At 60.5% G+C, this 20,958-nt stretch carries 29 protein-coding genes; 15 read left to right on the top strand and 14 right to left on the bottom strand.

What is annotated here, in order from left to right:
* Nucleotides 1–181 precede the first annotated feature (181 nt).
* Together G4D79_RS33250 and G4D79_RS33245 are read right to left on the bottom strand one after the other, a co-directional pair.
* The gene (locus tag G4D79_RS33250; RefSeq protein WP_075836558.1) at nt 182–712 is read right to left on the bottom strand and encodes a hypothetical protein; all 531 of its coding nucleotides are present in this window, start codon (nt 710–712) and stop codon (nt 182–184) included.
* Nucleotides 713–722: 10 nt separating this feature from the next.
* Nucleotides 723–1,550 carry a C40 family peptidase gene (locus G4D79_RS33245; protein ID WP_214514955.1) on the bottom strand — a complete coding sequence of 276 codons (828 nt, stop codon included), beginning with the start codon at nt 1,548–1,550 and terminating at the stop codon, nt 723–725.
* A 355-nt stretch (nt 1,551–1,905) separates the two neighbouring features.
* On the opposite strand from G4D79_RS33245, the gene G4D79_RS33240 reads away from it, so the two are divergent.
* From G4D79_RS33240 to G4D79_RS33200, 9 genes are all read left to right on the top strand, one after another.
* On the top strand, nt 1,906–2,490 hold the full coding sequence (locus G4D79_RS33240; protein WP_214514954.1) for a hypothetical protein: 585 nt from the start codon (nt 1,906–1,908) through the stop codon (nt 2,488–2,490).
* 59 nt (nt 2,491–2,549) lie between these two features.
* On the top strand, nt 2,550–2,849 hold the full coding sequence (locus tag G4D79_RS33235) for a hypothetical protein (protein WP_214514953.1): 300 nt from the start codon (nt 2,550–2,552) through the stop codon (nt 2,847–2,849).
* Between the two features lie 383 nt (nt 2,850–3,232).
* Nucleotides 3,233–4,279 (top strand): hypothetical protein, encoded by a 1,047-nt coding sequence (locus G4D79_RS33230; protein WP_214514952.1) that lies wholly within the window; start codon nt 3,233–3,235, stop codon nt 4,277–4,279.
* Nucleotides 4,279–4,671 (top strand): hypothetical protein, encoded by a 393-nt coding sequence (locus G4D79_RS33225; RefSeq protein ID WP_214514951.1) that lies wholly within the window; start codon nt 4,279–4,281, stop codon nt 4,669–4,671. Before G4D79_RS33230 ends, G4D79_RS33225 begins: the two co-directional genes overlap by 1 nt.
* A gap of 53 nt (nt 4,672–4,724) precedes the next feature.
* Nucleotides 4,725–5,090: a hypothetical protein gene (locus tag G4D79_RS33220; RefSeq protein WP_214514950.1), complete on the top strand. Its 366-nt coding sequence runs from the start codon at nt 4,725–4,727 to the stop codon at nt 5,088–5,090.
* A gap of 317 nt (nt 5,091–5,407) precedes the next feature.
* Nucleotides 5,408–5,683 (top strand): hypothetical protein, encoded by a 276-nt coding sequence (locus G4D79_RS33215; RefSeq protein WP_214514949.1) that lies wholly within the window; start codon nt 5,408–5,410, stop codon nt 5,681–5,683.
* A 223-nt stretch (nt 5,684–5,906) separates the two neighbouring features.
* Nucleotides 5,907–6,299, top strand: a complete 393-nt coding sequence (locus G4D79_RS33210) for a hypothetical protein (protein ID WP_214514948.1) — start codon at nt 5,907–5,909, stop codon at nt 6,297–6,299.
* Between the two features lie 126 nt (nt 6,300–6,425).
* Complete coding sequence (locus G4D79_RS33205; RefSeq protein WP_214514947.1) at nt 6,426–7,235, top strand: hypothetical protein; 810 nt, start codon at nt 6,426–6,428, stop codon at nt 7,233–7,235.
* Nucleotides 7,232–7,570 carry a hypothetical protein gene (locus G4D79_RS33200; protein WP_214514946.1) on the top strand — a complete coding sequence of 113 codons (339 nt, stop codon included), beginning with the start codon at nt 7,232–7,234 and terminating at the stop codon, nt 7,568–7,570. Before G4D79_RS33205 ends, G4D79_RS33200 begins: the two co-directional genes overlap by 4 nt.
* Nucleotides 7,571–8,045: 475 nt before the next feature.
* On the opposite strand, the gene G4D79_RS33195 is transcribed toward G4D79_RS33200, so the two are convergent.
* The 4 genes from G4D79_RS33195 to G4D79_RS33180 all read right to left on the bottom strand — a co-directional run bounded on the left by G4D79_RS33195 (nt 8,046) and on the right by G4D79_RS33180 (nt 10,573).
* The gene (locus G4D79_RS33195; protein WP_214514945.1) at nt 8,046–8,420 is read right to left on the bottom strand and encodes a hypothetical protein; all 375 of its coding nucleotides are present in this window, start codon (nt 8,418–8,420) and stop codon (nt 8,046–8,048) included.
* Between the two features lie 101 nt (nt 8,421–8,521).
* The gene (locus G4D79_RS33190; protein WP_214514944.1) at nt 8,522–8,899 is read right to left on the bottom strand and encodes a hypothetical protein; all 378 of its coding nucleotides are present in this window, start codon (nt 8,897–8,899) and stop codon (nt 8,522–8,524) included.
* 301 nt (nt 8,900–9,200) lie between these two features.
* On the bottom strand, nt 9,201–10,034 hold the full coding sequence (locus G4D79_RS33185) for a DUF4145 domain-containing protein (protein ID WP_214514943.1): 834 nt from the start codon (nt 10,032–10,034) through the stop codon (nt 9,201–9,203).
* A gap of 176 nt (nt 10,035–10,210) precedes the next feature.
* On the bottom strand, nt 10,211–10,573 hold the full coding sequence (locus G4D79_RS33180; RefSeq protein ID WP_214514942.1) for a hypothetical protein: 363 nt from the start codon (nt 10,571–10,573) through the stop codon (nt 10,211–10,213).
* 296 nt (nt 10,574–10,869) lie between these two features.
* Here G4D79_RS33180 and G4D79_RS33175 point away from each other — a divergent pair, with 296 nt between their 5' ends.
* Nucleotides 10,870–11,352, top strand: coding sequence for a hypothetical protein (locus G4D79_RS33175; RefSeq protein ID WP_214514941.1), 483 nt, complete (start codon nt 10,870–10,872; stop codon nt 11,350–11,352).
* A gap of 548 nt (nt 11,353–11,900) precedes the next feature.
* Here G4D79_RS33175 and G4D79_RS33170 read toward each other — a convergent pair.
* Nucleotides 11,901–12,269 (bottom strand): hypothetical protein, encoded by a 369-nt coding sequence (locus G4D79_RS33170; RefSeq protein WP_214514940.1) that lies wholly within the window; start codon nt 12,267–12,269, stop codon nt 11,901–11,903.
* 55 nt (nt 12,270–12,324) lie between these two features.
* Nucleotides 12,325–13,158, bottom strand: a complete 834-nt coding sequence (locus G4D79_RS33165) for a DUF6884 domain-containing protein (RefSeq protein ID WP_214514939.1) — start codon at nt 13,156–13,158, stop codon at nt 12,325–12,327.
* Between the two features lie 239 nt (nt 13,159–13,397).
* Here G4D79_RS33165 and G4D79_RS33160 point away from each other — a divergent pair, with 239 nt between their 5' ends.
* Entirely contained in the window at nt 13,398–13,634 is a 237-nt protein-coding gene (locus G4D79_RS33160) for an AlpA family transcriptional regulator (RefSeq protein WP_214514938.1), read from the top strand.
* A 3-nt stretch (nt 13,635–13,637) separates the two neighbouring features.
* On the opposite strand, the gene G4D79_RS33155 is transcribed toward G4D79_RS33160, so the two are convergent.
* From G4D79_RS33155 to G4D79_RS33140, 4 genes are all read right to left on the bottom strand, one after another.
* Complete coding sequence (locus G4D79_RS33155; RefSeq protein WP_250888152.1) at nt 13,638–14,249, bottom strand: zinc ribbon domain-containing protein; 612 nt, start codon at nt 14,247–14,249, stop codon at nt 13,638–13,640.
* Nucleotides 14,158–14,583 (bottom strand): helix-turn-helix transcriptional regulator, encoded by a 426-nt coding sequence (locus G4D79_RS33150; protein WP_214514937.1) that lies wholly within the window; start codon nt 14,581–14,583, stop codon nt 14,158–14,160. Before G4D79_RS33150 ends, G4D79_RS33155 begins: the two co-directional genes overlap by 92 nt.
* Before the next feature lie 268 nt (nt 14,584–14,851).
* Nucleotides 14,852–15,526: an RDD family protein gene (locus tag G4D79_RS33145; RefSeq protein WP_214514936.1), complete on the bottom strand. Its 675-nt coding sequence runs from the start codon at nt 15,524–15,526 to the stop codon at nt 14,852–14,854.
* Between the two features lie 44 nt (nt 15,527–15,570).
* On the bottom strand, nt 15,571–16,278 hold the full coding sequence (locus tag G4D79_RS33140) for a S1 family peptidase (protein WP_250888150.1): 708 nt from the start codon (nt 16,276–16,278) through the stop codon (nt 15,571–15,573).
* 813 nt (nt 16,279–17,091) lie between these two features.
* Here G4D79_RS33140 and G4D79_RS33135 point away from each other — a divergent pair.
* Together G4D79_RS33135 and G4D79_RS33130 are read left to right on the top strand one after the other, a co-directional pair.
* Complete coding sequence (locus G4D79_RS33135) at nt 17,092–17,472, top strand: hypothetical protein (RefSeq protein WP_214514935.1); 381 nt, start codon at nt 17,092–17,094, stop codon at nt 17,470–17,472.
* Nucleotides 17,473–17,502: 30 nt separating this feature from the next.
* Nucleotides 17,503–17,685 (top strand): hypothetical protein, encoded by a 183-nt coding sequence (locus G4D79_RS33130; RefSeq protein WP_214514934.1) that lies wholly within the window; start codon nt 17,503–17,505, stop codon nt 17,683–17,685.
* Nucleotides 17,686–17,987: 302 nt separating this feature from the next.
* On the opposite strand, the gene G4D79_RS33125 is transcribed toward G4D79_RS33130, so the two are convergent.
* A complete protein-coding gene (locus G4D79_RS33125) occupies nt 17,988–18,167 on the bottom strand; it encodes a hypothetical protein (protein WP_214514933.1) in 180 nt (59 codons plus the stop codon).
* 98 nt (nt 18,168–18,265) lie between these two features.
* On the opposite strand from G4D79_RS33125, the gene G4D79_RS33120 reads away from it, so the two are divergent.
* Both G4D79_RS33120 and G4D79_RS33115 read left to right on the top strand, forming a co-directional pair.
* Nucleotides 18,266–18,949 (top strand): TetR family transcriptional regulator, encoded by a 684-nt coding sequence (locus G4D79_RS33120; RefSeq protein WP_308252630.1) that lies wholly within the window; start codon nt 18,266–18,268, stop codon nt 18,947–18,949.
* Between the two features lie 11 nt (nt 18,950–18,960).
* Nucleotides 18,961–19,449 carry a hypothetical protein gene (locus G4D79_RS33115; RefSeq protein WP_214514932.1) on the top strand — a complete coding sequence of 163 codons (489 nt, stop codon included), beginning with the start codon at nt 18,961–18,963 and terminating at the stop codon, nt 19,447–19,449.
* A 161-nt stretch (nt 19,450–19,610) separates the two neighbouring features.
* Here G4D79_RS33115 and G4D79_RS33110 read toward each other — a convergent pair whose 3' ends face one another.
* Nucleotides 19,611–20,894 carry an IS256 family transposase gene (locus G4D79_RS33110; RefSeq protein ID WP_075832375.1) on the bottom strand — a complete coding sequence of 428 codons (1,284 nt, stop codon included), beginning with the start codon at nt 20,892–20,894 and terminating at the stop codon, nt 19,611–19,613.
* Between the last annotated feature and the right edge of the window lie 64 nt (nt 20,895–20,958).

The following is a 20,958-nucleotide window of genomic DNA, read 5'->3' as shown; positions in this document are numbered from 1 at the left end:
AGCACATCTCGAACACGTCCAGTTCGGAAAGCGAGTCACGCACACGATCACGCACACGACAAAAAGGCACGTAGATGTACGTTTCATCAGCCCAACTTCGACCCGCCGATCGGAATCCAACGAAGTTCGATCCCCGCCCCTCCACCACCGACATCCAGATCTGCTCTCCCAAGAAGCACCATCACCGATGTGAAACGCCGAGTTCAGCCAAATCGCGCCTCACGTAACGGACCCGAGTCCCGATACGAACAGCAATCTGATCAACCGAGAGGCCCAGCCGGTGCATACGGGCGACACGTTCCACTCGTGTTTCGGTGACGACATCCACCAACACTCGTCGGTAACGGCTGCCCCCCTGCGGGTCTTCGACTCGAATCTTCATGTACACCCGAATACCGGCCGGCTCGGCATCCGGATCGTCGATGATGTCAGGGTCCCACCACATCGGCGACAGGTAACCGAGCCCGCGGTATCGTTCGCGGGCCAGATCCGACGGGCCGACTCGATTTTCGAGCTCTCCGTACAACTGCGTGACACTGTCTCGGATGACCGCAGATACTTTCTCGCTGCGAATGATTCGTTGACAACTAGTGTGCACGCCCAGAGCTGCAACGAGATCCTTCGCGCGGTGCCCGTTGGCGAGCAAGGCCTGCAGTCGTCGACGTGTACCCGTCGCATCGACCATCTCGTGTGCCTCGTCCTCACTGGACATGGCTGTCGGCTCAGAAGAGCCTGACCGGCACCATGTCCGAGCGGACGGCGCTGATCTGCACGAGCTGCCCTGCCTGCGGCGCTTCGATCATGCGGCCCCCACCGAGGTAGATCGCAACATGATTCGCGCCGTCAGCCTGCCAATTCCCGAAGAGCAGGTCTCCAGGCTGTGCGCTGTCCCAAGCAATTTGAGTGCCAACAGTGAACTGGATTTGCGAGGTCCGAGGCAATTCCTTTCCCGTCGCCTGAAATACCGCGAAGCGCACCAACCCGGAGCAGTCGTAACCCGCTGTCGCGCCACCTGTTCCATCACCCATCGTCGGACCGTCGAGGGCTCCGCCGCCCCACTGGTACGGCAGCCCGAGCGCCGTCAAGGCCGCTTCGATAACTTTGCGGGCGATCTCCACGTCGCGCGGAATGTTCGGATCGAAGACAAGTTCGGGAACGCCCGACAACCCGGGAATCAGCGAAGTCAACGGTGGGACAGCAGAGGGGGCAGAGGACCCCGGGCCGGCCAGTACGACAGGAGCAACCACGGGAGCAACTGGCGCCGGCACAGTGATGGTCGGTTCGAGGCTCTCCACCTGTGCATCAGGCACTGCTGGCTCCGGCGATGTGTCCTGCTGGGGAAGCAATTGTTCTGCGTACGAGGGAATGTCCGCAGGAAGATACTCAAGGTACGGGGCTAGCTGAGCATCCCACTCAGAGGCCGACTGCTCCACTGCTGCAACCACATTTGCAGCAACATCCGCAACGGGCGGGGGCAGAGGGGAACCCTGAACGGCTGCACCCGCAGCAGCAACACCTGCGACGAAAATCGAAATCGGATCGAACGCCATGACAAACTCCTTGGTCCTTGTGCGTTGGTAGGACTCCCAACGCAAACGTCGTGGTGACAATCCGGACGCTAACCGCGGCACATGACACTACGAACATCACGCACATTCCGATCCACGCTCCTCCAGCCTCAAACTCGGGCTGCTCACGATGTAATGACCCTCAGTCACACTGGCGATATGCCCCCACCGACGAGACTCTTCGGCAGCGCCTCGGCGCCACCACGAGAACCCCGCACAGCGCCCCGCCAAAACCTTTTTTCGCAATTCATGTCACAGGAACCCCGACGTCGAACCTCCTCTCTTGTAAGAGGGGGCGCACAATCGCCTGTCCTCAAACTGGGAAGGGACTGACCACATGGACGGCATCGAGCTTCAGCGATTTCATCCCCGTGAGAGCAAGAAAATGACGTCACTGCACCGAAGATGGACCTCCGGTGAGGCAGCCCCCGCAGGACTGAACGCGGTGGATTCGATCGGAATCATCGCCACGTCGAACCATCGCCCTATCGGATACGTGCTGGCATCACCACCACACGGTCTGGCACGCGCCGCCCGCAGAGCTGGCTGGTCAGAAGCCGGATGCGTGTGGATATCGAGAACCGTCTGGATACTCGAAAACCTGGTGGTCAAACCGGAAACTACCGGATCGTCCGCTGTCGGAGCACAACTCGTCCGAACGCTGGTTGACGACCTTTCCGCCGCCACCGCGAAGCAAGGACACCTGTACGGATCAACCCCTGACCGCCCGGAACTGGTCCAGTTCTGGCGGGAAGCGGGATTCGATGTCGGCCATCCGAACACACCAACATTCTGGAACTACCCCGAATGCGAAACATTGCGTCACAAGGAGCACTTCCCAGGACACCGGTCGTTCGCACACCCATTGGGCCGCGAATTCTCTCTACACCAAGCCTTCAAAAAGGGAGTCGTCGTCCAGTGACGGCATTCCTCTGACCTCGATGAACAGCCCTCAGAATTAACCGAAAGGAACCGCGTCTCATGACTGACCACGAAACCGACTCCCCCGCGGGGGAATCAACCACCTGGAACTACCTAGAATCCGCCCTGCGCGATGTCCCCACACCGGGCAACTACACATCCCTTACGCGCCGCGATCACGCCGCGCTCGCCGAGCGCGTGTCCATCCTTGCGTTGCAACCCGACCCGTATGACATCCGCGGATTTGCGTACCCCGAAGGCGTACGCGGCACCCTCCAACGCGCCGCGCAGATCCACGCCGCCCTCGCCGCCCTTCCTCCTGAAGTCCTGCCCAGCAATCCTTCTGAGGCGCAGTCGTGAGTAACGAATCGAGTGTTGGCGATCCAATCGGGCCCTCCTCATCACCCGCGCGGTCGCTGCAACTGCGCTCGAGATGGGGCACCGCGTGCAGTTCGCGGAGTCCCGGCGATGGTGGAGGATGCGAGCAACATCCGGCGATGGCAGGTTCGCGATCCTTACCAGCCCGTTCAATGTCGTACGAGGTGGTCCACGCGCCACCGATTGCAACGGTGGCGGCATCCCTTGCGGGACCTGCGTCTCTACGACGCGTCTACGGCAGCGAGAGCGCTGGGGCGAATCCCGGTATCGATCATGTGCGGCAACGAGTTCGGCGTTCGGCAAAAGCGCGGCCAGCTGCTGTGAACGGGAGCATTCACCTACAACGGACCTGGTCGGAGCGTGACATGAGCGTAGAGAGTGCAGCAACCGCAGTGCGGTCCATGATCGCCGACATCGACGTGGACCCGGAGAGCGAAGAATTCTTGTGCGCGCTCGACCGGTTGTGGGAGCAGATGCTCAGCGAGCGCGTTGCGGAGATCGTCGACCTCAGGCGTGAGCAGTCGTGGAGTACTGACGAGCCTGGATGGGAAGGAAAATCGTCGCTCGACTACTACCCTCGGCGCGATGTGTGGCGCACGACGGTACATACCGGTCGAGTAGCAGGCGGTGAGGAGGTGAAGATTCCGCTCGCTCTTCTCGCGCCGGTTCTGATCGGGCTCATCCCGGTTTTTGCGGGCGTGACTGCGCCGGCGAACCCATTCGTCGCACTACTTGTCTGCTTTTGCCTGGCTGCGGGGATAGAGGCGGTGGGGCTGTGGTGGTGGACCCGCCGCGATCCGCTCCGCCTGAGTGAGGAGGACAAAACCGAGATCGGTGACGCCGCTACTGCTCTGCAGTCGTTGATCTCGGCTGGCGGGGCGCATGTCGAGTTGCGGTTGGCGTTGGCGGCATCGACACTTGTCGACGAGATCCGCACGGTCCCTGCGTGGGAAAGTGAGGATCTCGACGTAGGTCGCATACGCCTGAATCTCGACGAGCAACTGGCCGGAATTCTTGCGCACGCCGGTGAACTCGCCACAGTGCGAGCAACTTTGGGGACCCCGGCTGCGGGTAGCAGCCCGCAAGCCCTCGCAGCGAGGGAAGCTCACCTGGTGAGCAGCCGATGGCTCGAGCGCGTCGAGCGATCGCTGCTCACACGTGTAGCTGCGCTGTGGAGCTATCGTCGCCATCTGCTCGAACTGCAGGAATCGCTCACTGCCGGCGAATCTCTCGACAGGATTCACGATGGAGACCGGGCCATCGAGAACCTTCTGGCCAACGCGGCCGGCGATGATGTGGCGGCCTCGGCGATAGATCAGTTGGCGATCGACCTCACAGACCTCCGGCGCGCACGAGAGTCCGCGCTGGCGGAACTACGCGGAGAGCTCTCCGAATTCGAGGAGCGCGGCTGATGAGAGAAATGACGACAGGATCAGCCCGGACAGCGGTCGATGCAACCGCGCTCGAGATGGGGCACCGCGTCCAATTCGCGGAGTCCCGGCGATGGTGGAGAGTGCGAGCCACATCCGGCGATGGCAGGTTCGCGATCCTTACCAGCCCGTTCAACCTCCGCAGGGTCCCGTACTACACGATCCTCGACACCGAGCGCGGCGTTCGCGGCCCGGACGACAGAATCTTCTGCAGCGGTTACGAAGACGACAGCGACATTGCAGATCGGATGCGCGAGCTGATCGCCGGAGACATCCAAGTGAGCCGCCGACCGTCGAAATGCGTAGAAACCCGCATCGTCGCGGTCCTCCCGCCCACCGATCGGCATACCCCGGGGGCCGATTCCGCCGGCTGACACGTACGAACGGTCATCGAAACGCGACATGACACGACAGGAGTTTCCCGCTCATGACTCAGACATACCGTCCCGCACAAGTTTTCCCCGACTCGGCCGAACGGCGGCTCCGAGCAATGCTCGCGGCCCTCGACGATGCACTGGCCGCGATAGCTGACGCACGCGAAGAACTACGAGGGATCTACACCGCACCGAGAACGTACCCCGAAGAGCTGGAACTGTTCCTCGCTGCCGAAGCCGACAACCAGGACATCACCACCCACCTCGCCGCCGCAGCCCGCGATATCCGTGCCGCGCTCGCGATCCTTCACACCACCCCAAACGCGGCCGCGTCGAACTCCTCGGCGTCACCCCGTCCACATACCCACAAGGTGACAGCTGCCGCGGACGTGCGGCGCACGAACGAGCGATCCGCCTGATTGAGGTGCCACGTGGAGGGAAAAGTCCACTTGCTCAAAGCCCTTCACCCCGGAAAGCATCACGAACCATCGGCGCAACTTTGGAAGGGAAATCATGAACGCAACTGCAGTACTCGATGCAATCGCCCGCAAGCACTCCGGTTGTGCGCTGGTTCGCGAAATCACTGTGACCGACCGCGATGCATTAAACCCAGTCCGGGATGCATGGAGTGCTTGGAAGCCGGGCGATCCCATGCCCGAATACGACGGGACGCCGGTCTATCGCAGGATCGACGGACTTATGTTCGACGGCGGGGCAACAAGAACCGCGATCGAAAGTGAAGATCAGCCGCGCCGACTTCCTCCGCGAGAGCGAGGAAAAGCGACGGCCGTGGCGGAAGATCACCCACCGTTTCGTCTACGCCACACCAGTCGGGTTGTTAAGGCCGGAGGAGATCCCGGACGGGTGCGGACTGTGGGAAATCGACGGCAATGCAGTGCGGATCATCAAGCGCGCCCGATCGAATCCCGAACCGGAGCCCATTCCGCACCAGGTCCTCGTCGCATTCGCATACCGACTGAACCGCAAGCCTTCTGAGAGGAAACAGCGATGAGCACCAAGATGTGAAACTGGGGCGACGTCGACAACGGGCACGACCCGATTGTCGAGTGCATCGGTGAAATCCACCAGCCTGCCATCACCATCGACAACCGCTCCGGTGACGACCTCACCATCCCCTTCGGCCAACTCGACCCACCGATCGAGCACCTCAAGTCATGCAAGCAATTTCTGTACGAACGGGGCCTCGATGAACCAGCGCACAACGGGGAGTTGAAGTGAGTGAGATCCAATCACAGGCCATACCCGAGAGCGATGAACTAGCCGAGGTGGAGCTGATCGACGCAATCAGGGCGACGCTCGAAGGTTGGCCCTTCCGCAAACAAGCAGCCGCCGCAGCAGTGGAGGTGATGAAGTCGCAGGGCTGGTCGAAACCTCGCACGGTGAACAGCGCGGCCGAGTTGATGGCCCTACCTAAATGCAGCTTGATCCGAGCGCTAGCACGCGAAGGTCAGCGGTCGGGTGAGGTGTACGAGAAGATAGGCCCCGATCACTGGCTTGCGCTTGATCCGGGAGACCGATTCGACGGAGAGGAAACAACTCCATCCCACGCAATCCTCCGCATCTACAAGGCGGGCATCCGTGTCCTGTTCACTCCGGGCGGTGCGTGATGGAGACCTACCCCCTCGAGAACTAGACGCCGCGCTTACTCGGCCCAGACCTGTTCTTATCGAACCTGTGTTCGAGTATCCTGGGTTTGCGAGAAATACGCGCGAATCCAGGAAAGCGGGGCGACGGTGAGCCAACAGCCCCACTCATCAGCAACATCGGTGCTGACCAAGGCGGAAAAGCTCGAACAGCTACGCCGCAAGATGGCCTCGATCCCCGCCCGCTCGGACGGCACCGAACCAGCGACACCCTCGGTGATGCTCCGCCCAGTCGACGAGCGCGAGCCGACTCCGATCGTGGCCACGGCGCAATCGACCCTCCGGATGCTCCCGGTGCCACCGCCGCTCGGCGAACTACTTCCACGCGGCGGGCTGGCACGAGGCACTGTCGTCAGCGTCTCCGGAGCGAACTCCGTCCTCATCGGCCTGCTCGCGTCCGTCACCGCAGACGGCGGACACGCAGCAGTGATCGGAATGCCCACTCTGGGACTACTTGCAGCCACCGAACAAGGCGCGGATTTGTCACGTATCGCACTGATCCCAGAGCCTCGGGACAGTGCAGTCGAGGTGGCAGCAATCCTGCTTGACGGCATTGACCTGGTAATACTTGCACTTTCCGGCGCGGCCGTCACACCGTCGAGAGCGCGAGCAGTCGTCGCCAGAGCCAGGTCCAAAGGCAATGTTCTCGTAGTGACCCAAGGGCAATGGGACGGCCCGGATCTACGGATCGAATCGAGGGTCGCCGGGTACAGCGGCCTGACTGCAGGGCGCGGGCGGGTGACTTCCGTCCAGCTCGACGTCGCGGCCCTGGGCAAGGGATTCCAACGACGCACAGGACGGATGGAGATCCGCGAAGAGGCAGGGGCGTCTGTCTGGCGAGCAATCGCACCGACCGTCGACGCCGCACACGAGCCTGCCCCCCTGAAGAAGGCACTGTGATCAACACCGATCATTGGAACGAACGCTGGCCGGACCACCCCGTGATCAGGACATTCGACGAGCCGAGGGCAGTGAAAATCGACATCGGTCGGGCGCTGCCACTCGGACGCGGAGGAGCATCACGCGCCGATCACGTGAGCATGCGAGTGAAAACATCCGCGCTGTACATGTCCGGATATCTGGACGGGGTCTTGAAATTCTGGGCGAAAATGCACGACGGTCAATGGCTGGCAGGGGTAACCGTGCACGTCACCGACGCCGGCGGAACCAACAGCGTCGAGATCGACATGCTCGTCACTGCCGACGCCATCACCGAAGTGCCATCGGTGAGCTGACCCGGAAGGTTCAAGCGTCCAATCCTGCAGAAGCTGAGAATCTTTGCACCAGGCAGGGCCGGCAGATCGGCGGTAGCGTTCACCGTGTGATGGCGATCTACACGACCTTGGCTTTGGTTATCGGTGTTGCTGTGCTGGCGCCCCGTCCTGTGGGCGGCAGAAAGAACCTGACCGCGGTGTTCGGCGGGACAGAGCATGAAGCAGTGCGATCCGGAACGCGTTGGGCGGTAGACATATTGGCTGCGGAGGGGATTTCTCCCTCGAAACAACCCCTAGTCGCCATACGCGAGTTGCGTCGGGCGAATCGGGGATTGTCGCTTGCGGGGGCGAAGGTTCTGCACGACCAGATGAAGCTCACGCACTAGCTCAGACGGCACCGACGCGCCAGCCACCTAAACGAGGTAGCTGTCGGGCACACGAAAAGGGCCGGTGAACACAATGTTCACCGGCCCTGCACGTACAAACTCGACCTACGTCACCACTGCTGGATGATCGAGATGTTCTTGGACCAGATCGCCGGATCGTTGATCGTGAAGCTGATCATCCCGCCGCGAGCTGCCGCTTCGTCGACCAACTGGTCGATAGTCGCGGACGTGACGTATTCCTCGTTCTCAAAGACAGACCCCTCTTCGAGGGACACGCTCCAGAACTCGTTGGGGATCAGATCGAGCAGTTCGCCGGCATTGGTAGCGGAGATGAAACGAGTTTCGTTCTCGTCGAAGCGGACCGCGACATAGCCCTCGCCGGAATACGGTTCGACGGCCGAAGCTGCACCGGCTCCGAGAACGGCGACAGCACCAGCAGCGACCGGAATCATCAACGCGGCGAGGGCCATACGTGAACGGGACATGAAACCTCCAGATGGGAGGAGGCTGCATCGTGCGCAGCCTCATACGGATTGGACAGGTGAAAGGTCACCGCCCGCGCGAGAAGAACCTCGGCGAAGCTAGATCACCACTGCTGAAAACCGGTGAGCACGACGCCATTCCAGATCGCCGGATCGCTGATCGTCAAGGCGACGCGGCCACCGTGTGACGCCGACTCGTCGACCAACTGGTCGACGGTCGCGTAAACAACGTTGTCGGACCCCTTGTAAATCGAACCGGGGCCGAGATTGATGTGCAAAGTGTTGTCCGGGATGCCGCGGAGGAGTTCGCCGGCATTGGTATCGGCGATGAACCGAGTCTCGTTCTGATCGAACGTGACACCGACATAACCGTTTCCGGAATAGGGCGTGGCGGCAGAGGCGGCACCTGCACCGACAAGAGCAACGGCCCCAGCGGCGACCGGAAGCAACAAAGCAGCTGCAGCCATACGTGAACGGGACATGGAAAACCTCCTGCGACGCGCAGGCTGCATCGGGCGCAGCCCCACTTGGATGTGACTGACAGTATCGCATATTTCGGTAACCATGGATTTGCGTAGGGCAGTGCCTTCGGTCACGTTGGAAGATGAGCAGTACTATCCGAAACGCCTAACTGGCGGCAAATGGACCAGTCCAACATGCACTTTCGTCGGGAATACTGTCCGGATACCTGCATGCCAGTGCGAGCACGCTCTGATCTAGTGAATCGTCAGCACTCAACCCGTCCGGTCGGATCGTCGCGGTGCTGGAAACCCCGATCGACTCCTATTTCTCCGGCACGTCGGGACCGAACCGAAGCACCAACACCCCAACCAACCGCACCATCAGCTCAGCGTCCCCCTGATCAGGTGATTGCGTGTCATGAGCATCAGAACGCTGATTACGCACAGACACAATCCACTTCACGAGATCCTCGAGCGCATTCGCCAAAGGTGTGTCGACGCCGGCAAGCCATCCCTGCTTCTTCGCGGCTTTGAGTTGGTCGCCCAGCGAGCCGCCCGAATAGCCCAACGCATCGAGGAGCATCTCCAACGCCGTACCAGCGTCCGTGATCGCGTCCGCCGGTTTTCCTGCCGCCAACTCGGCAACAGCCTCCCCGAACTTGAGATCAATCTTCTCCAGCGCCGGAACCCCAGCGGACAACAGTCGCAGTGGCTCGTCCACGAGCACCGCCGATGCCAGGTCGGTGCGCAACACCAACTCCCGGCCGCGCACACCGTATTCAGTGGAGGCCAGCACATCTTCGACATCCGCCAGAAACGCTTCTTCCGCATCTTTCATCCACGGCACTCCAGGAACCCGCGCATGCGCGTCCGCGTATGCCCCTACCGCATCGAGGACAACTGACACCTCTTCGTTCATGATGAGACCGGCAAAATGCCGAAACAGTGCATTAGAGGTCGGGGCAGGCCCACCCAACCGCAAATTGCCCTGTACAAACACCAATCGCTCAATCGCAATAGTGACCATCTGGTCCGTCATCGACGGGAACCGAGGATCCCCGGCAGCCTGTGGCTGCTGATGGTTGTACAGCACCATCGCCAGCCGCGTGCGAACTGTCTCGTTCACGCCGCCTGACGGGTTCGCAGCGTGGAGCATGCTCAAAATTGTGCCCTCCACGGGCGATGGGCGCCGCGGCTTCTTCTCTATGTACTCGCTGAACAACACCGCTGGTGGCGGCGGAATTATCACCGGGGCTCTTACCGAAGCAGGCGGAGCATTGCGCCGAGGCCATCTCATGCCCCAGATCCTGACAGACCGCCGCTCATTGTTTCCTACTGGAACTTGTCTGCGTGATCGTTGAGCAGCCGAGCAATAGCCCGAACCGTTTCCGGGTCGCTCATATCGCCGCCGCGTGCACAACCGAGCCGAGCGCCGGACGCTGCCTCCGCAGCCTGCAACTCCTGGTACGCCGCAACAAGTTCCGCACTGGGATTGGCAATCCGATCTGCCTTCTGCTTTCGTGCCACAGCTGCTGAATCGTGTGCCCGCTTCACATGCTGTTCACGACGCCAGATGGTGAACCGGTTACGTTTCCACGGCGCACGAACCGTCGCCCCGTCCATCCACGCCGCGAACTCCGCCTTGTCCCGCGCCCACTTGTGCGGCTGAAAATCCGGACTCCAGTCACCCGACAACGTACTTCCCCCATCTCGTGACGCCCTCCAGAACAACAAACTAACAGAGAGCGATAAATCCGAAACTCCGAGATGCAGGGCAATCAACGCTCCGAAATCCTTCGCTGGGCGAGCCTTGCCCGGACAGTGCAGGCGCCCCCGGACAACACCTCGCTGCGTTATCCACAACCCTGTCAGCTCGAAGAGACCAGTACGGCGCCCGTACCTCGCGCCACGCGCCGTAGCAGCCGGCGAACGAACCCCAGAAACCGAACTCCTCAATGACTATTCCATCGTCACAACACAATCCACCATTCATGGACTCGCCGACGACGTCCAAAACGCCACTGGCCAGCAGGGAGCGACAACAGTATGCAGTCATCGTCATTCATGCAGAGAAGGTGGCAATCTGGGATCGGGGGCCAGACGAGGAGACAATCGGACACCTGACAACCAGTGGAACAATGATGGGCATGCTCCCGGACACGTACCTCAAAGATTTTCTGCACGGGCTGGAAGCACTGAGCAGTCTGTACGCCGAGCAAGCGAAAGTGATCGCTTCGCACGGCGTCGTTGCCGCGCTCGACGACGACGAGGCATTCGAAGTTCTGCTCCGGCTGGTCGGACCCGACGCGCCTACATTCGCAGACGAATTATGGCAGCTGATCAGCACGTTCCTCAACAGCCGACGCGCAGAGGAGTTGTTCGGTGGTCCTGAGGGCATCGGGCGGACACATCTCAATACGGTGCGAAGACCGCGTTACATTCCGCCTAGTACCCGGCCGGTGATCCCTCAGTGATCTATGGGTAGTCAGCCGAGGAGCACGATCACACGAGGTGACCCTGCCTGCGTGACGTCGTATTCCTTGGTCAGGACGCCGCCATCGATGCTCACGCGCGGGGTTGGATGGTAGAATTACTAGGTGAATGGGCAATCCGACCGCATGAACTACATTCAAGCGAGAATTCGCCCAATTTGTTATAATAGAGCAAAGAGTTTGATTAGTTTTCGGGAATGGCCTGGCATTCTTTTCATTGTCTTCTAATGGGTTTCTATTTGCATTATTCAGTTATAAGTGATATACTTGATACATCGCGAAAAGCATTAGCTAATCGCAGTCTACGAAAGGAAAAACAGATGAATGATAACTTTAACAACCATACTTATAGTTATTCAAATCATTAGCGGAGTAGTATTTACTTTACGTCAAATAGTATTTTTGATCAATAGTTCGCTAGATTTGATTGACCGATTGAAATAAGGGAAGACGTTCACCTCTAAGGACGCGAATCGTCTACTGACCTGGTGTTTGTGTGGCTCTCACTTCACAATGGGAGCCACACAAGCTCAGAGTGTGGCGATCCAGCAGTCGACCGCTTCACGCGCAGCTTGATGTGTATTGCGAAGGTCTATCACCACCTGCCCATGATCGTAAGGCACTTCGTCGAACCCACCGTCGTCGCGCTCCACGTAATCCGTGGACCGAATGTGGGCGATCGTCAAACCTCCAACCTCGGATTCAAGCTGCAAGTACGGGTAGAAACCCGGGCATTTATTGGCCAGGTACAACCTCCTCCCGTCCTCGGACACCTCGAATTCCAGATCTCCAATGACATCATCTCCAAGTTCGACGTCGTTGATGTCGTTGGCGAACGAAATGAATGATTCGACGAACAGTGCTGGAATATCGATCAGGCCGGTTTCCTGTGTACTCATCTGAGGTCACCTCTCCGAAAAAGGGGTTCTGGGTTCCAATGGGGACCTGGGGGTGTCAAACATTGGCCGGTGCGGCGCCGGCCGCGATTTTGAGAAGCCGGTGTTGTTGTTCACCGATCCCGCGGGTTCCCGAAAGCGGGGCACTGGCCTGAGGCCAGACTGCGCGCGCGATACGCGTGTAGTCGCGGCCAGCCAGAATCGCCACCTCACGATGACCGAGCAGGCCCTGTTGCCCGGCTTGAGCAACAAGATCTTCGGCGGTGATCGATCCAGGTTTACCCAGTCGGAGGTCGTACGGTTCCACCACTGTGTCCAGGGCGAGCAAGCCGTGCTTCGCAGAGAGAATGCGGATGAAATCAGGACTGGTCAGAGCCTTCGCTGCACGCAGGCAGAGCCGGTGATAGCTTCCGCGATAGAGCTCACCTGCCGGTGCCGCACAAGGCGCTTTGGCCGCGCCGCAGGGAACCACTACCAGTGGCGGCTCCCCACCGTAAAGGGTTGTTACGTCGTGAAAGTGGACTCGATTCGTCGCTTCGACATCGAGGTCATACGCAACGTGCTCGGCGATGGTCCAGTTCAACCAACTCCACCCGGGCTGTGTAGCAAGCAACCCCACATGACCTTCCCGAAAAGCAGCCGACTCGAAAGGCGCGATCCACATCTGCAACTGGGTGTTCGGCAGGGTCATTTCGACGTCGTCGTGGGGGCGGTAGAGGCGAGTATGTATCGGTCCGACCTTTACGGGGACGCCCATGTATCGACCGCCTGTCTTGGGTCCGACGCCGGGTACGGAAACGACGAGTCCGACCTCCTTGACCAGCGCTACCCCTGGAGCAGGTGCAGTGAGGATGGAGCCGGCGTAGCGGTAGGTCGGCTTGTAACTCGCCATCGGATGCACTCCTGAGCAGTTCGTTTCACACGGTCTCTGGGCGGTCTCAACCACTCGTCAAAGATTACATACTGAGTATGTAATCTCAAGTCGGCGGGACCTGTCCACGAAAAACCTGCTGGTCAGGGCCTCAAAACCGACACGCCAACACCGGCAGAGTTCGCAAACTGAGGATGTAATCTTTGATGACGGCCTCGGGCCCAACGACAGACGTGCACACATTCGACGGAGGGACAGCCATGGAAGACCCGATCCTGCTCAGCGCTGAAGAATGCATCACCCTGATCGAGAAGGAATCCGGGACCGTCATCGCATTGAGGACCTTCCACGCCTACGCACACCGCGGCCAAGCACCGAAACCGGTCAACAGGAAAGGCCGCACTCCACTGTGGGACAAAGCCGAAATAGTGAACTGGATCCACAACCGGCCCGGACGTGGAAACCGATCCCGAGCATGGAAGATCGAGAAGCAATAGCGTCTACTTAAATCTCATACTATCTACCACTGACGTGGCCGACACTGGAGATGGAAGTACTTCACGGCTACCCGTAACACCTTGCGATGCTGCGGGTTTGACCGTGCCCCACACCGACGCTTGAGGTGCAGGGACAATCTTTATCTGATTCACCCCCACCGACGGTATCGAGGCGAAAACACTGCGACGGACACGACGATGACGGGGCCTGCTCGGTGTAGGACTGGTCTTGTCGCGGCACTGACGTACCGGCGCACGCTCGGTGACCCGAATCTCCGGATTCTGACCTCGCTTGCGAACAACTTTGCCCCGCCCCAACAGCGCACGTTTGGCCAGATTCACACCCGCGACATGATCACGATTACCACCCACCTTGCACTGCGCGCACCACGCATTGTGGTAGCCGCCAGGGCAGGAAAGCGTGTCGTTGCAAACCGGGCACAACGACGACGACCCACGCGCCGGTACGGACACCACCGTCACACCCACCCCGGCAGCGGTGTGCGTCAGCGCTTCGACGGCCTTACGGCGGGCGGATTGCGCGGCACGATTGTTGTTGACGCGGCACAACGGCTCCTTGACTGTTTCGCCACTGGGCTTCTGCCAGACGCACATAACCGGCCGCGTCCGCCGGGATGACATGTCGCGCCTCTGCAACTCTCAGTTTCGTGGCCACGTCGGCCAGTAGATCCAAAGACCCCGACGAGAGCCCGTTCGCTGCGGACAACAGGTGCTGCAAGTCCGAATCATCAAGTCCGGCCACGATCTTCTCGTCCTCGCCGCGCGCAGTTTCACGATCCCCGTCCCACGGAATCGTGAAGAAGTATCCGGGAGGCACCCCGAAGAACTTCCCGATCGCGGCCACGACCTCGTCAGATGGACTGCCCCGCATACCGGTTCGTAGTTGCGACAGATACGGGGTCGAAATCCGGCAGCCGTGGGCGGCCATACCATTCACCACAGCCCGATTCGTCAACCGGCGATCAGCTCGGGCGAACAACTCGTTAAGCCGAACCCGGAAAACGTTCTCCTCCGTCACCCGTCCCACCACGCGATACTCACAGCCTTCCGATTGAGCCTTTATCTAGACGCCTCTTCGCAACTTCCGCTGCCACGGCTCCGGCCGGATTCGCTTCGGCGCCCGGGGTGGTCGCGTCACCGGGTTCTGCAGATCGGATGGAAACGCCGCGATTTGCATGCGAACGCCCCTACCCGTGTCAGCGATACAGCGTGCCCACCTCGTTTGCCGCAGCGGCGGGTAACTCGCTCGGGTCTCGCAGGACCACGGTCTTCATGATCATGTCCGCGAACGTGCGCCGTTTGTCCTCCCACAACGGAAACAAGTACCCGAGGTAGCAAGGCAGACCGTCGAGGACGTGGGCAAGCTGACGCAAGAAATTCTGCCCCACCCCAATCGGCTGGCCGGTCTCCTCGAAGACCACCCGGATGTGAAGAACACTTTTGCCGATCGAAGCCCCGGTCCGCCCTTGCCGGACAATGGTGTTCCAGATCCCGAAAGCGAAGGTCGCGAACCCAATAATCACGGTCAGAACCATCAGAGTGTCATCGGGTCCGTGACCGCGGACGTATGCACCGGTGAGGCGATCGTAGGAGCCGTATTCGATCGTCGCCGACATCGCCGTGTACGAAATGAGATACGGAATGCTGAACGCGAAATCGACAAGGGACGCCAACACCCGACGGCCCCAGGAGGCGTACTCGATCCGCTGCGCCGGCGGACGCGGCTGATAGTCCTGCGCGAAGTACGGCTGACCGGCCCCTGGCGAGTTGTTCGGCCCACCAGGCAGCGGCGAGCGCGGCGGAACCGAATGATTGTGACCGGCACCGGGATCGGTGGGGCCTGGCCCGGGTTGCTGTGGCGGGTACGTCACGATGGTTTCCTTTTGCGAGGTGAGCGGGGGTTGGCCGATGTCTGTCAGAACAGTCGGAATCCGCCGCCGTGTGCATTGATGTCGGCGATCCCGATGTTGATGTCCGCAGCATTGATAGGCGCGTGGAACGGCGGCGGACCCGGATCGAAGCATCCCGGCCGGAAGCCGTTACTGACCACGCCCACCAGGCGGTCCCCCACGACCACCGGACCGCCGGAGTCACCGTGCATCGAGCACGCGTGCTCGACGATCTCCCCGTAAACCTGGTCGTATCCCCAGGTCACACCGCACGTGGTGCCGGTCTTGCGACCTTCCTTGCACACGATCGTTCCCGGCGTCGGAGCAGCGCCGATGCCGTTGATCGTCGTGCCGCCCACCGTCCGCAACGGAGTGACCATCGCGTCGTCGAGGTCGATCACCGCGATATCGGTCACCGGAGACGAGTACCGGAACCGACCGACAACCCCAGCACCCTCGTCGTATTCGGCGACGACACGATCGCCGGGGACACCACAATGCCCGGCCGTCAAGCCCACCAACGACCCGGCGTCGTCGTAACCGACAGCAGTGAGGGTGCACAGCCCGCTCACATGGGGGTTCGCGTGATCCGTGTCGGGCAGAACGATTCCCGAGCCGCCGCCCAACGGCACCGACGGTGCCGCCGACGCAACACCGCCGCCCACGACCCCTGCCATTGTTCCGATCGATACGAAAACAGCAGCTGCCACAGCAGCTTTCAATATGCGCGACATAGGTGGCGTCCTTCGTTTCGCGGCGCCCACCAGTCGTGATCGACAGGTAGCTGTTAAGGCCGGTTGCATCAACACAGTAACCGATTGTTGCTAATAACTAGCAACCCAACGGCCCGACACGAAAGACACACGCTAAGGTCTTTGGTCCCTCATGCCCACCTACCTGCGACGATAATCGCTCAGGGCGCGCAATTACTCCGCTACCAAAGATTGCACACATCGCTCGCATACACCCCTCCGTGACAGAAGATCCGTGTTCTGTCCGTCACATCCGGGTATATGTAACCCTGCGTTCATATGTAGATCACCTCGGGGTCATGCTGGGGGTAAATATTCAACGAGTCAGTTTCCAGCAAACACAGGAGAAGATCAGATGCCGACAATCACCCTCGGGCTCGACTTTCTGAACCAGCTTTTCACCATCGGCGATCTGCTCACCATCGGCGACCTCGTGTTCAACTACGCACCGACCTACAACTAGATCTCCAGCCCACACCTCCGGCAAGTCTCCTCATCGACTTCCCCGGAAACTGCTGCACTGGAACAGAATGGCGCTCATCCCGGACAGGGTGGGCGCCGTTCTTCGTTGTAGCCGTGCTGTACAAAACCCGGTCCAACGCGCGAGCAGTTCCGCAGGCCTTTTCGCGCGCGCCCTTCGATTACACTGCGTGTGATCTGCCTCTCGCATACCACCCCAGGGGTTGCCCACAATTTGCAGATTGGCGTTCACTGGGGCCCAGGAAGCTACCAGTTCCGACGTTGTGGATGCGGCGGCAACGAGTCGCCGAACCCGGACCAAGAGAAGGATCGTCCATGAATCGCACACACAAAATCCTCGCCGCCATCGCCGTCCCGGCAGCAGCGGGAGCGCTCGCCGTGGTCGCTGCGGGATCGGCCTCGGCCGCGACCCCGGTATCCGGAAACGGTTACGTCGGAGTCATTCTCGATCACAACGAAACCGTCGTCGCCAGCGAGATCAACGCAGGCAACCTCATCAACCTCGCATTCGGCGACGCCTGGACCGTCGGACTGCCCGACGCTTCCATCTGGAGCACCGGCGGAGGCTGGACCCCGGTCACCGGCGATCAACTCTTCGACGAAGCGGCATCACACCCGAACGGCACCGTCGGGATCCACCTCGTCGATCCCGCCACCAACCTGGGAAACATCTTCTACGCCGGAAGTGACTGGTAAAGAACGCGATTCGGAAACTCCGGGGACCCGGTGGTACAGAGTCAGTGTTTCTACATCGCCGGGTTCCTCACCGCGGTCATCGCCGTAGCGTTGCGATTCATTGTCTTGCTCCTCGACGACAGTAACGAGCGTCAACTGGTGACGAACCTTGCAGTCGCAACGGCAGGACTCGCAACCGCACTCTTCGTGATGGGAATCATCAGCACATGCTGAATCCGAAGCTCAGCCGAGCACCAGCAACGCTCGCACGCAGCAGATATCGAACAACAGGAGCGAGGCGGTTTGTTCGTCGCCTCTTCGTGCTGTCCGCTCCTGTGATTGCGGCACTGTCGATCGTAAGTTGCGGTCACGAGGGCTCTGACGATGGTCGCAACCACCTCGGGAACGCATCGTGCACGCAGTTGTGCGCCGACTTCCGCACAGAAACCGAAATCTCGTGCCGCTTCGAGGCGCAGCACTGCGCAGACACCTTGACCCGCAAGAACAACCTCGTCCGCACAATCGACAAAACCACCTCACCACTGGAGTGGACCGGCCAGAACTCCTCCCCCGTCGATGTCTTCAACCGCAGCCTCGAGCAGTACCTCTCCCTCGGATGCGCAAACCCTACGGATCCACCAACTCCAACGCTCGACCCACACGTCGACGCGGACCGATGCGCTTTCCTCGCCGCCAGTGCCGAACAACAATTCCACACCCTCACACTGCTACTCGCCCCGCAACGCTAAAGCGCCGACGCCGACGGTCCAGCTCCACATGCACCCGAGAAACCCCCGAACGAAAGAAGCACAAAGTGACCCGAACTCTCCAGGAGGCCGAGCACCCCTCACACCGACAACACCCCCGTATACAAGCTCGCGCTATCCGCACCCGAGCCGCGATTCTCACCGCCGCCGCAACCCAATTCGATGCACTCGGATACGCAGAAACCAGCATCAGCACCATCATCGCCGCCGGCGACATCACCAAAGGCGCAATCTACTTCCACTTCACATCCAAAGAAGCCATCGCCCTCCAGCTCATCGACGACTGGAACCACACAGTCGGCGAAACCATCAGCATCGCCCGCATCCTCGGATCGGAATCCGTCAGGAAATCCTCGATCCTCGGCACGGAATCCACCCGACTCGGCCAACTGACAGCGATCTTCGCCTCCCTCGCCGACCAGGTCACCACCGATCCGTCCCTGCGCGCCGGAATGAAACTCACCCTCGAACCCTCGATCGACGACGACCACGCCTTCAGCCGATGGGTCCACGACATTCACAGTCTCGTCGAAGAGGCCATCACAGCAGGCGAACTCGACAACCACCCCGCCGCCCACCGCCTGGCCTGGAACCTGTGCACCGGCACCGTCGGCGCCGCCCACGCGCACACCACCACACCCCAACACACCGAACTCGCCACCCGGATCGACGACACCGTGGCAGCACACCTGATCGCCGCCCAACGTCGATCAAGCAACGCGACCCGATAGCAAGGGAACTCATGCCGACACCGATCACGAACATCGTGAAAACCTATCCACGTGAATCCCTCGACAGTGACACCATCTGCGACCCACCGGCCGACATCGAACTGATCGCCGACACGTGGGACCTCGAGGCCCTCCCCGCCGACCTCGTCAACCTGTGGACGAACACCGGAGAATGCCGACTGCATCACGGCACCGGCTCCAGAAAATCCGGAATCACGATTCTCTCGTCGACAGCATCCGCCGCCCGCACCGAACGAGAACTACGGTTCTGGGGAGTCGACGACGTCCGCCTCGAGAGCACCGACATAGTCTTCGCGATCATCGCCGAGCGGGCCGAGTTCCTCGTATTCGACACCAGCGTCAGCGAATTCAATATTCTTCTGGTGTCGATGTTCGATGAACGCGAAGACTGGCCTGTCGTCGGACGCACCATCGCCGACTTCCTACACCGCTACCGAACCGCCTCCACCGACACCGCCTGGCAACAATCGATCGTCTAATCCGGCAGCGCAGGTTCATTGGATTTGATGTAGGCGACCATGCTCGCGGCGATCTCGACGGGGTTCACACCCGCACGCTAGTGCCGGCATCCGACACATTCTTCGGACTTGTTCCAGAACAGGGGTCTGTCCAGAAAACGGTGTAATTGATTGGTTTCTAACTACTTTCGTCCGGCAGACAGCCGTCCGTCGAACGTTATCTCGAAGGCATTCAGTGCTGCCTTCCATCGGTTGGACCAGCGCCTGCGGGCGGTGCCTTTGGGATCGAGGCTCATGATGGCCAGATACACGCATTTCAAGGCCGCGGCCTCGGTCGGAAAGTGTCCACGGGCCTTGACAGCCCTGCGGATTCGAGCGTTGACACTCTCGATGGCGTTGGTCGTGTAAATGACCTGCCGGATGGCGTTGTCGAATTGTAGGAACGGCACGAACTCAGCCCAGGCGTTAGTCCAGAGCCTGATGATCGCGGGATAGCGTTTCTCCCATTTGTCACTGAACTCTGCGAATCGGTCGAGCGCGGCCTGCTCCGACGGAGCCGTGTAGACGGGTTTGAGGTCCTTGGCGATCTCGGACCAGTCCTTGCGGGAGGCATAGGCGTAGGTGTTACGGAGAAGATGGACCACACAAGTCTGCACGATGGTCTGTGGCCACACTTGCTCGATCGAGTCGGGTAGATGCTTGAGACCATCGCACACGACGATCAGAACATCCTGCACACCACGGTTTTTCAGCTCGGACAACACCCGAAGCCAGTACTTCGCTCCCTCCCCGTCGCCGTGCTCACCGACCCACAATCCGAGGATGTCGCGGGTGCCGTCGACAGTCACCCCCATCGCGACGTAGATCGGCCGGTTAGCGACGTTGCCCTCGCGGATCTTGACGTGGATGCAGTCGATGAACAACACCGGGTACACAGGATCCAACGGCCGGTTCTGCCACTCGGCCATGCCTTCCATCACCCGCTCGGTGATCGTCGAGATCGTCTGCTTGGACACATCAGCTCCGTACACCTCGGCCAGGTGTGCAGCGATCTCACCGGTCGTCAAACCCTTGGCCGACAATGAGATCACCATGTCCTCCACGCCTGAGAGCCGACGCTGCCGCTTGGCCACGATCTTCGGCTCGAAGGAGGAATCCCGGTCACGGGGCACCTCGAGTTCGACCGGGCCGGCCTCGGTCAACACGTTCTTGGCTCGTCTGCCGTTGCGGGAGTTGCCGCTGCCCCTCCCTGCCGGGTCGCTCTTGCCGTATCCGAGGTGGTCGTCCATCTCGCCTTCGAGCGCGGACTCCACGACTAGCTTGGTCAGCTTCGACAGCAATCCACCATCTCCGGTCAACTGCAGCCCTTCGGCTCGCGCCTGCTCGACCAGCTCTTTGAGCCGCGCATCGCTGATACCCGGCTGAGCCGAGTTCGTCTCTGTCTCACGTTCAATCACGTCAGTCATAGTGGCGTATCTCCTTTCAGAGTTACACCGTTGTTCTTACAGTCCCCAGAACAGCGCCCTGATC

Source organism: Rhodococcus sp. WY5 (genome assembly GCF_018588185.1).
In the GTDB taxonomy this organism is placed as follows: Bacteria; Actinomycetota; Actinomycetes; order Mycobacteriales; family Mycobacteriaceae; genus Rhodococcus_F; species Rhodococcus_F qingshengii.
The sequence above is the reverse complement of the archived record's forward strand: the minus strand, read 5'-3'. Positions and strand labels throughout refer to the sequence as shown.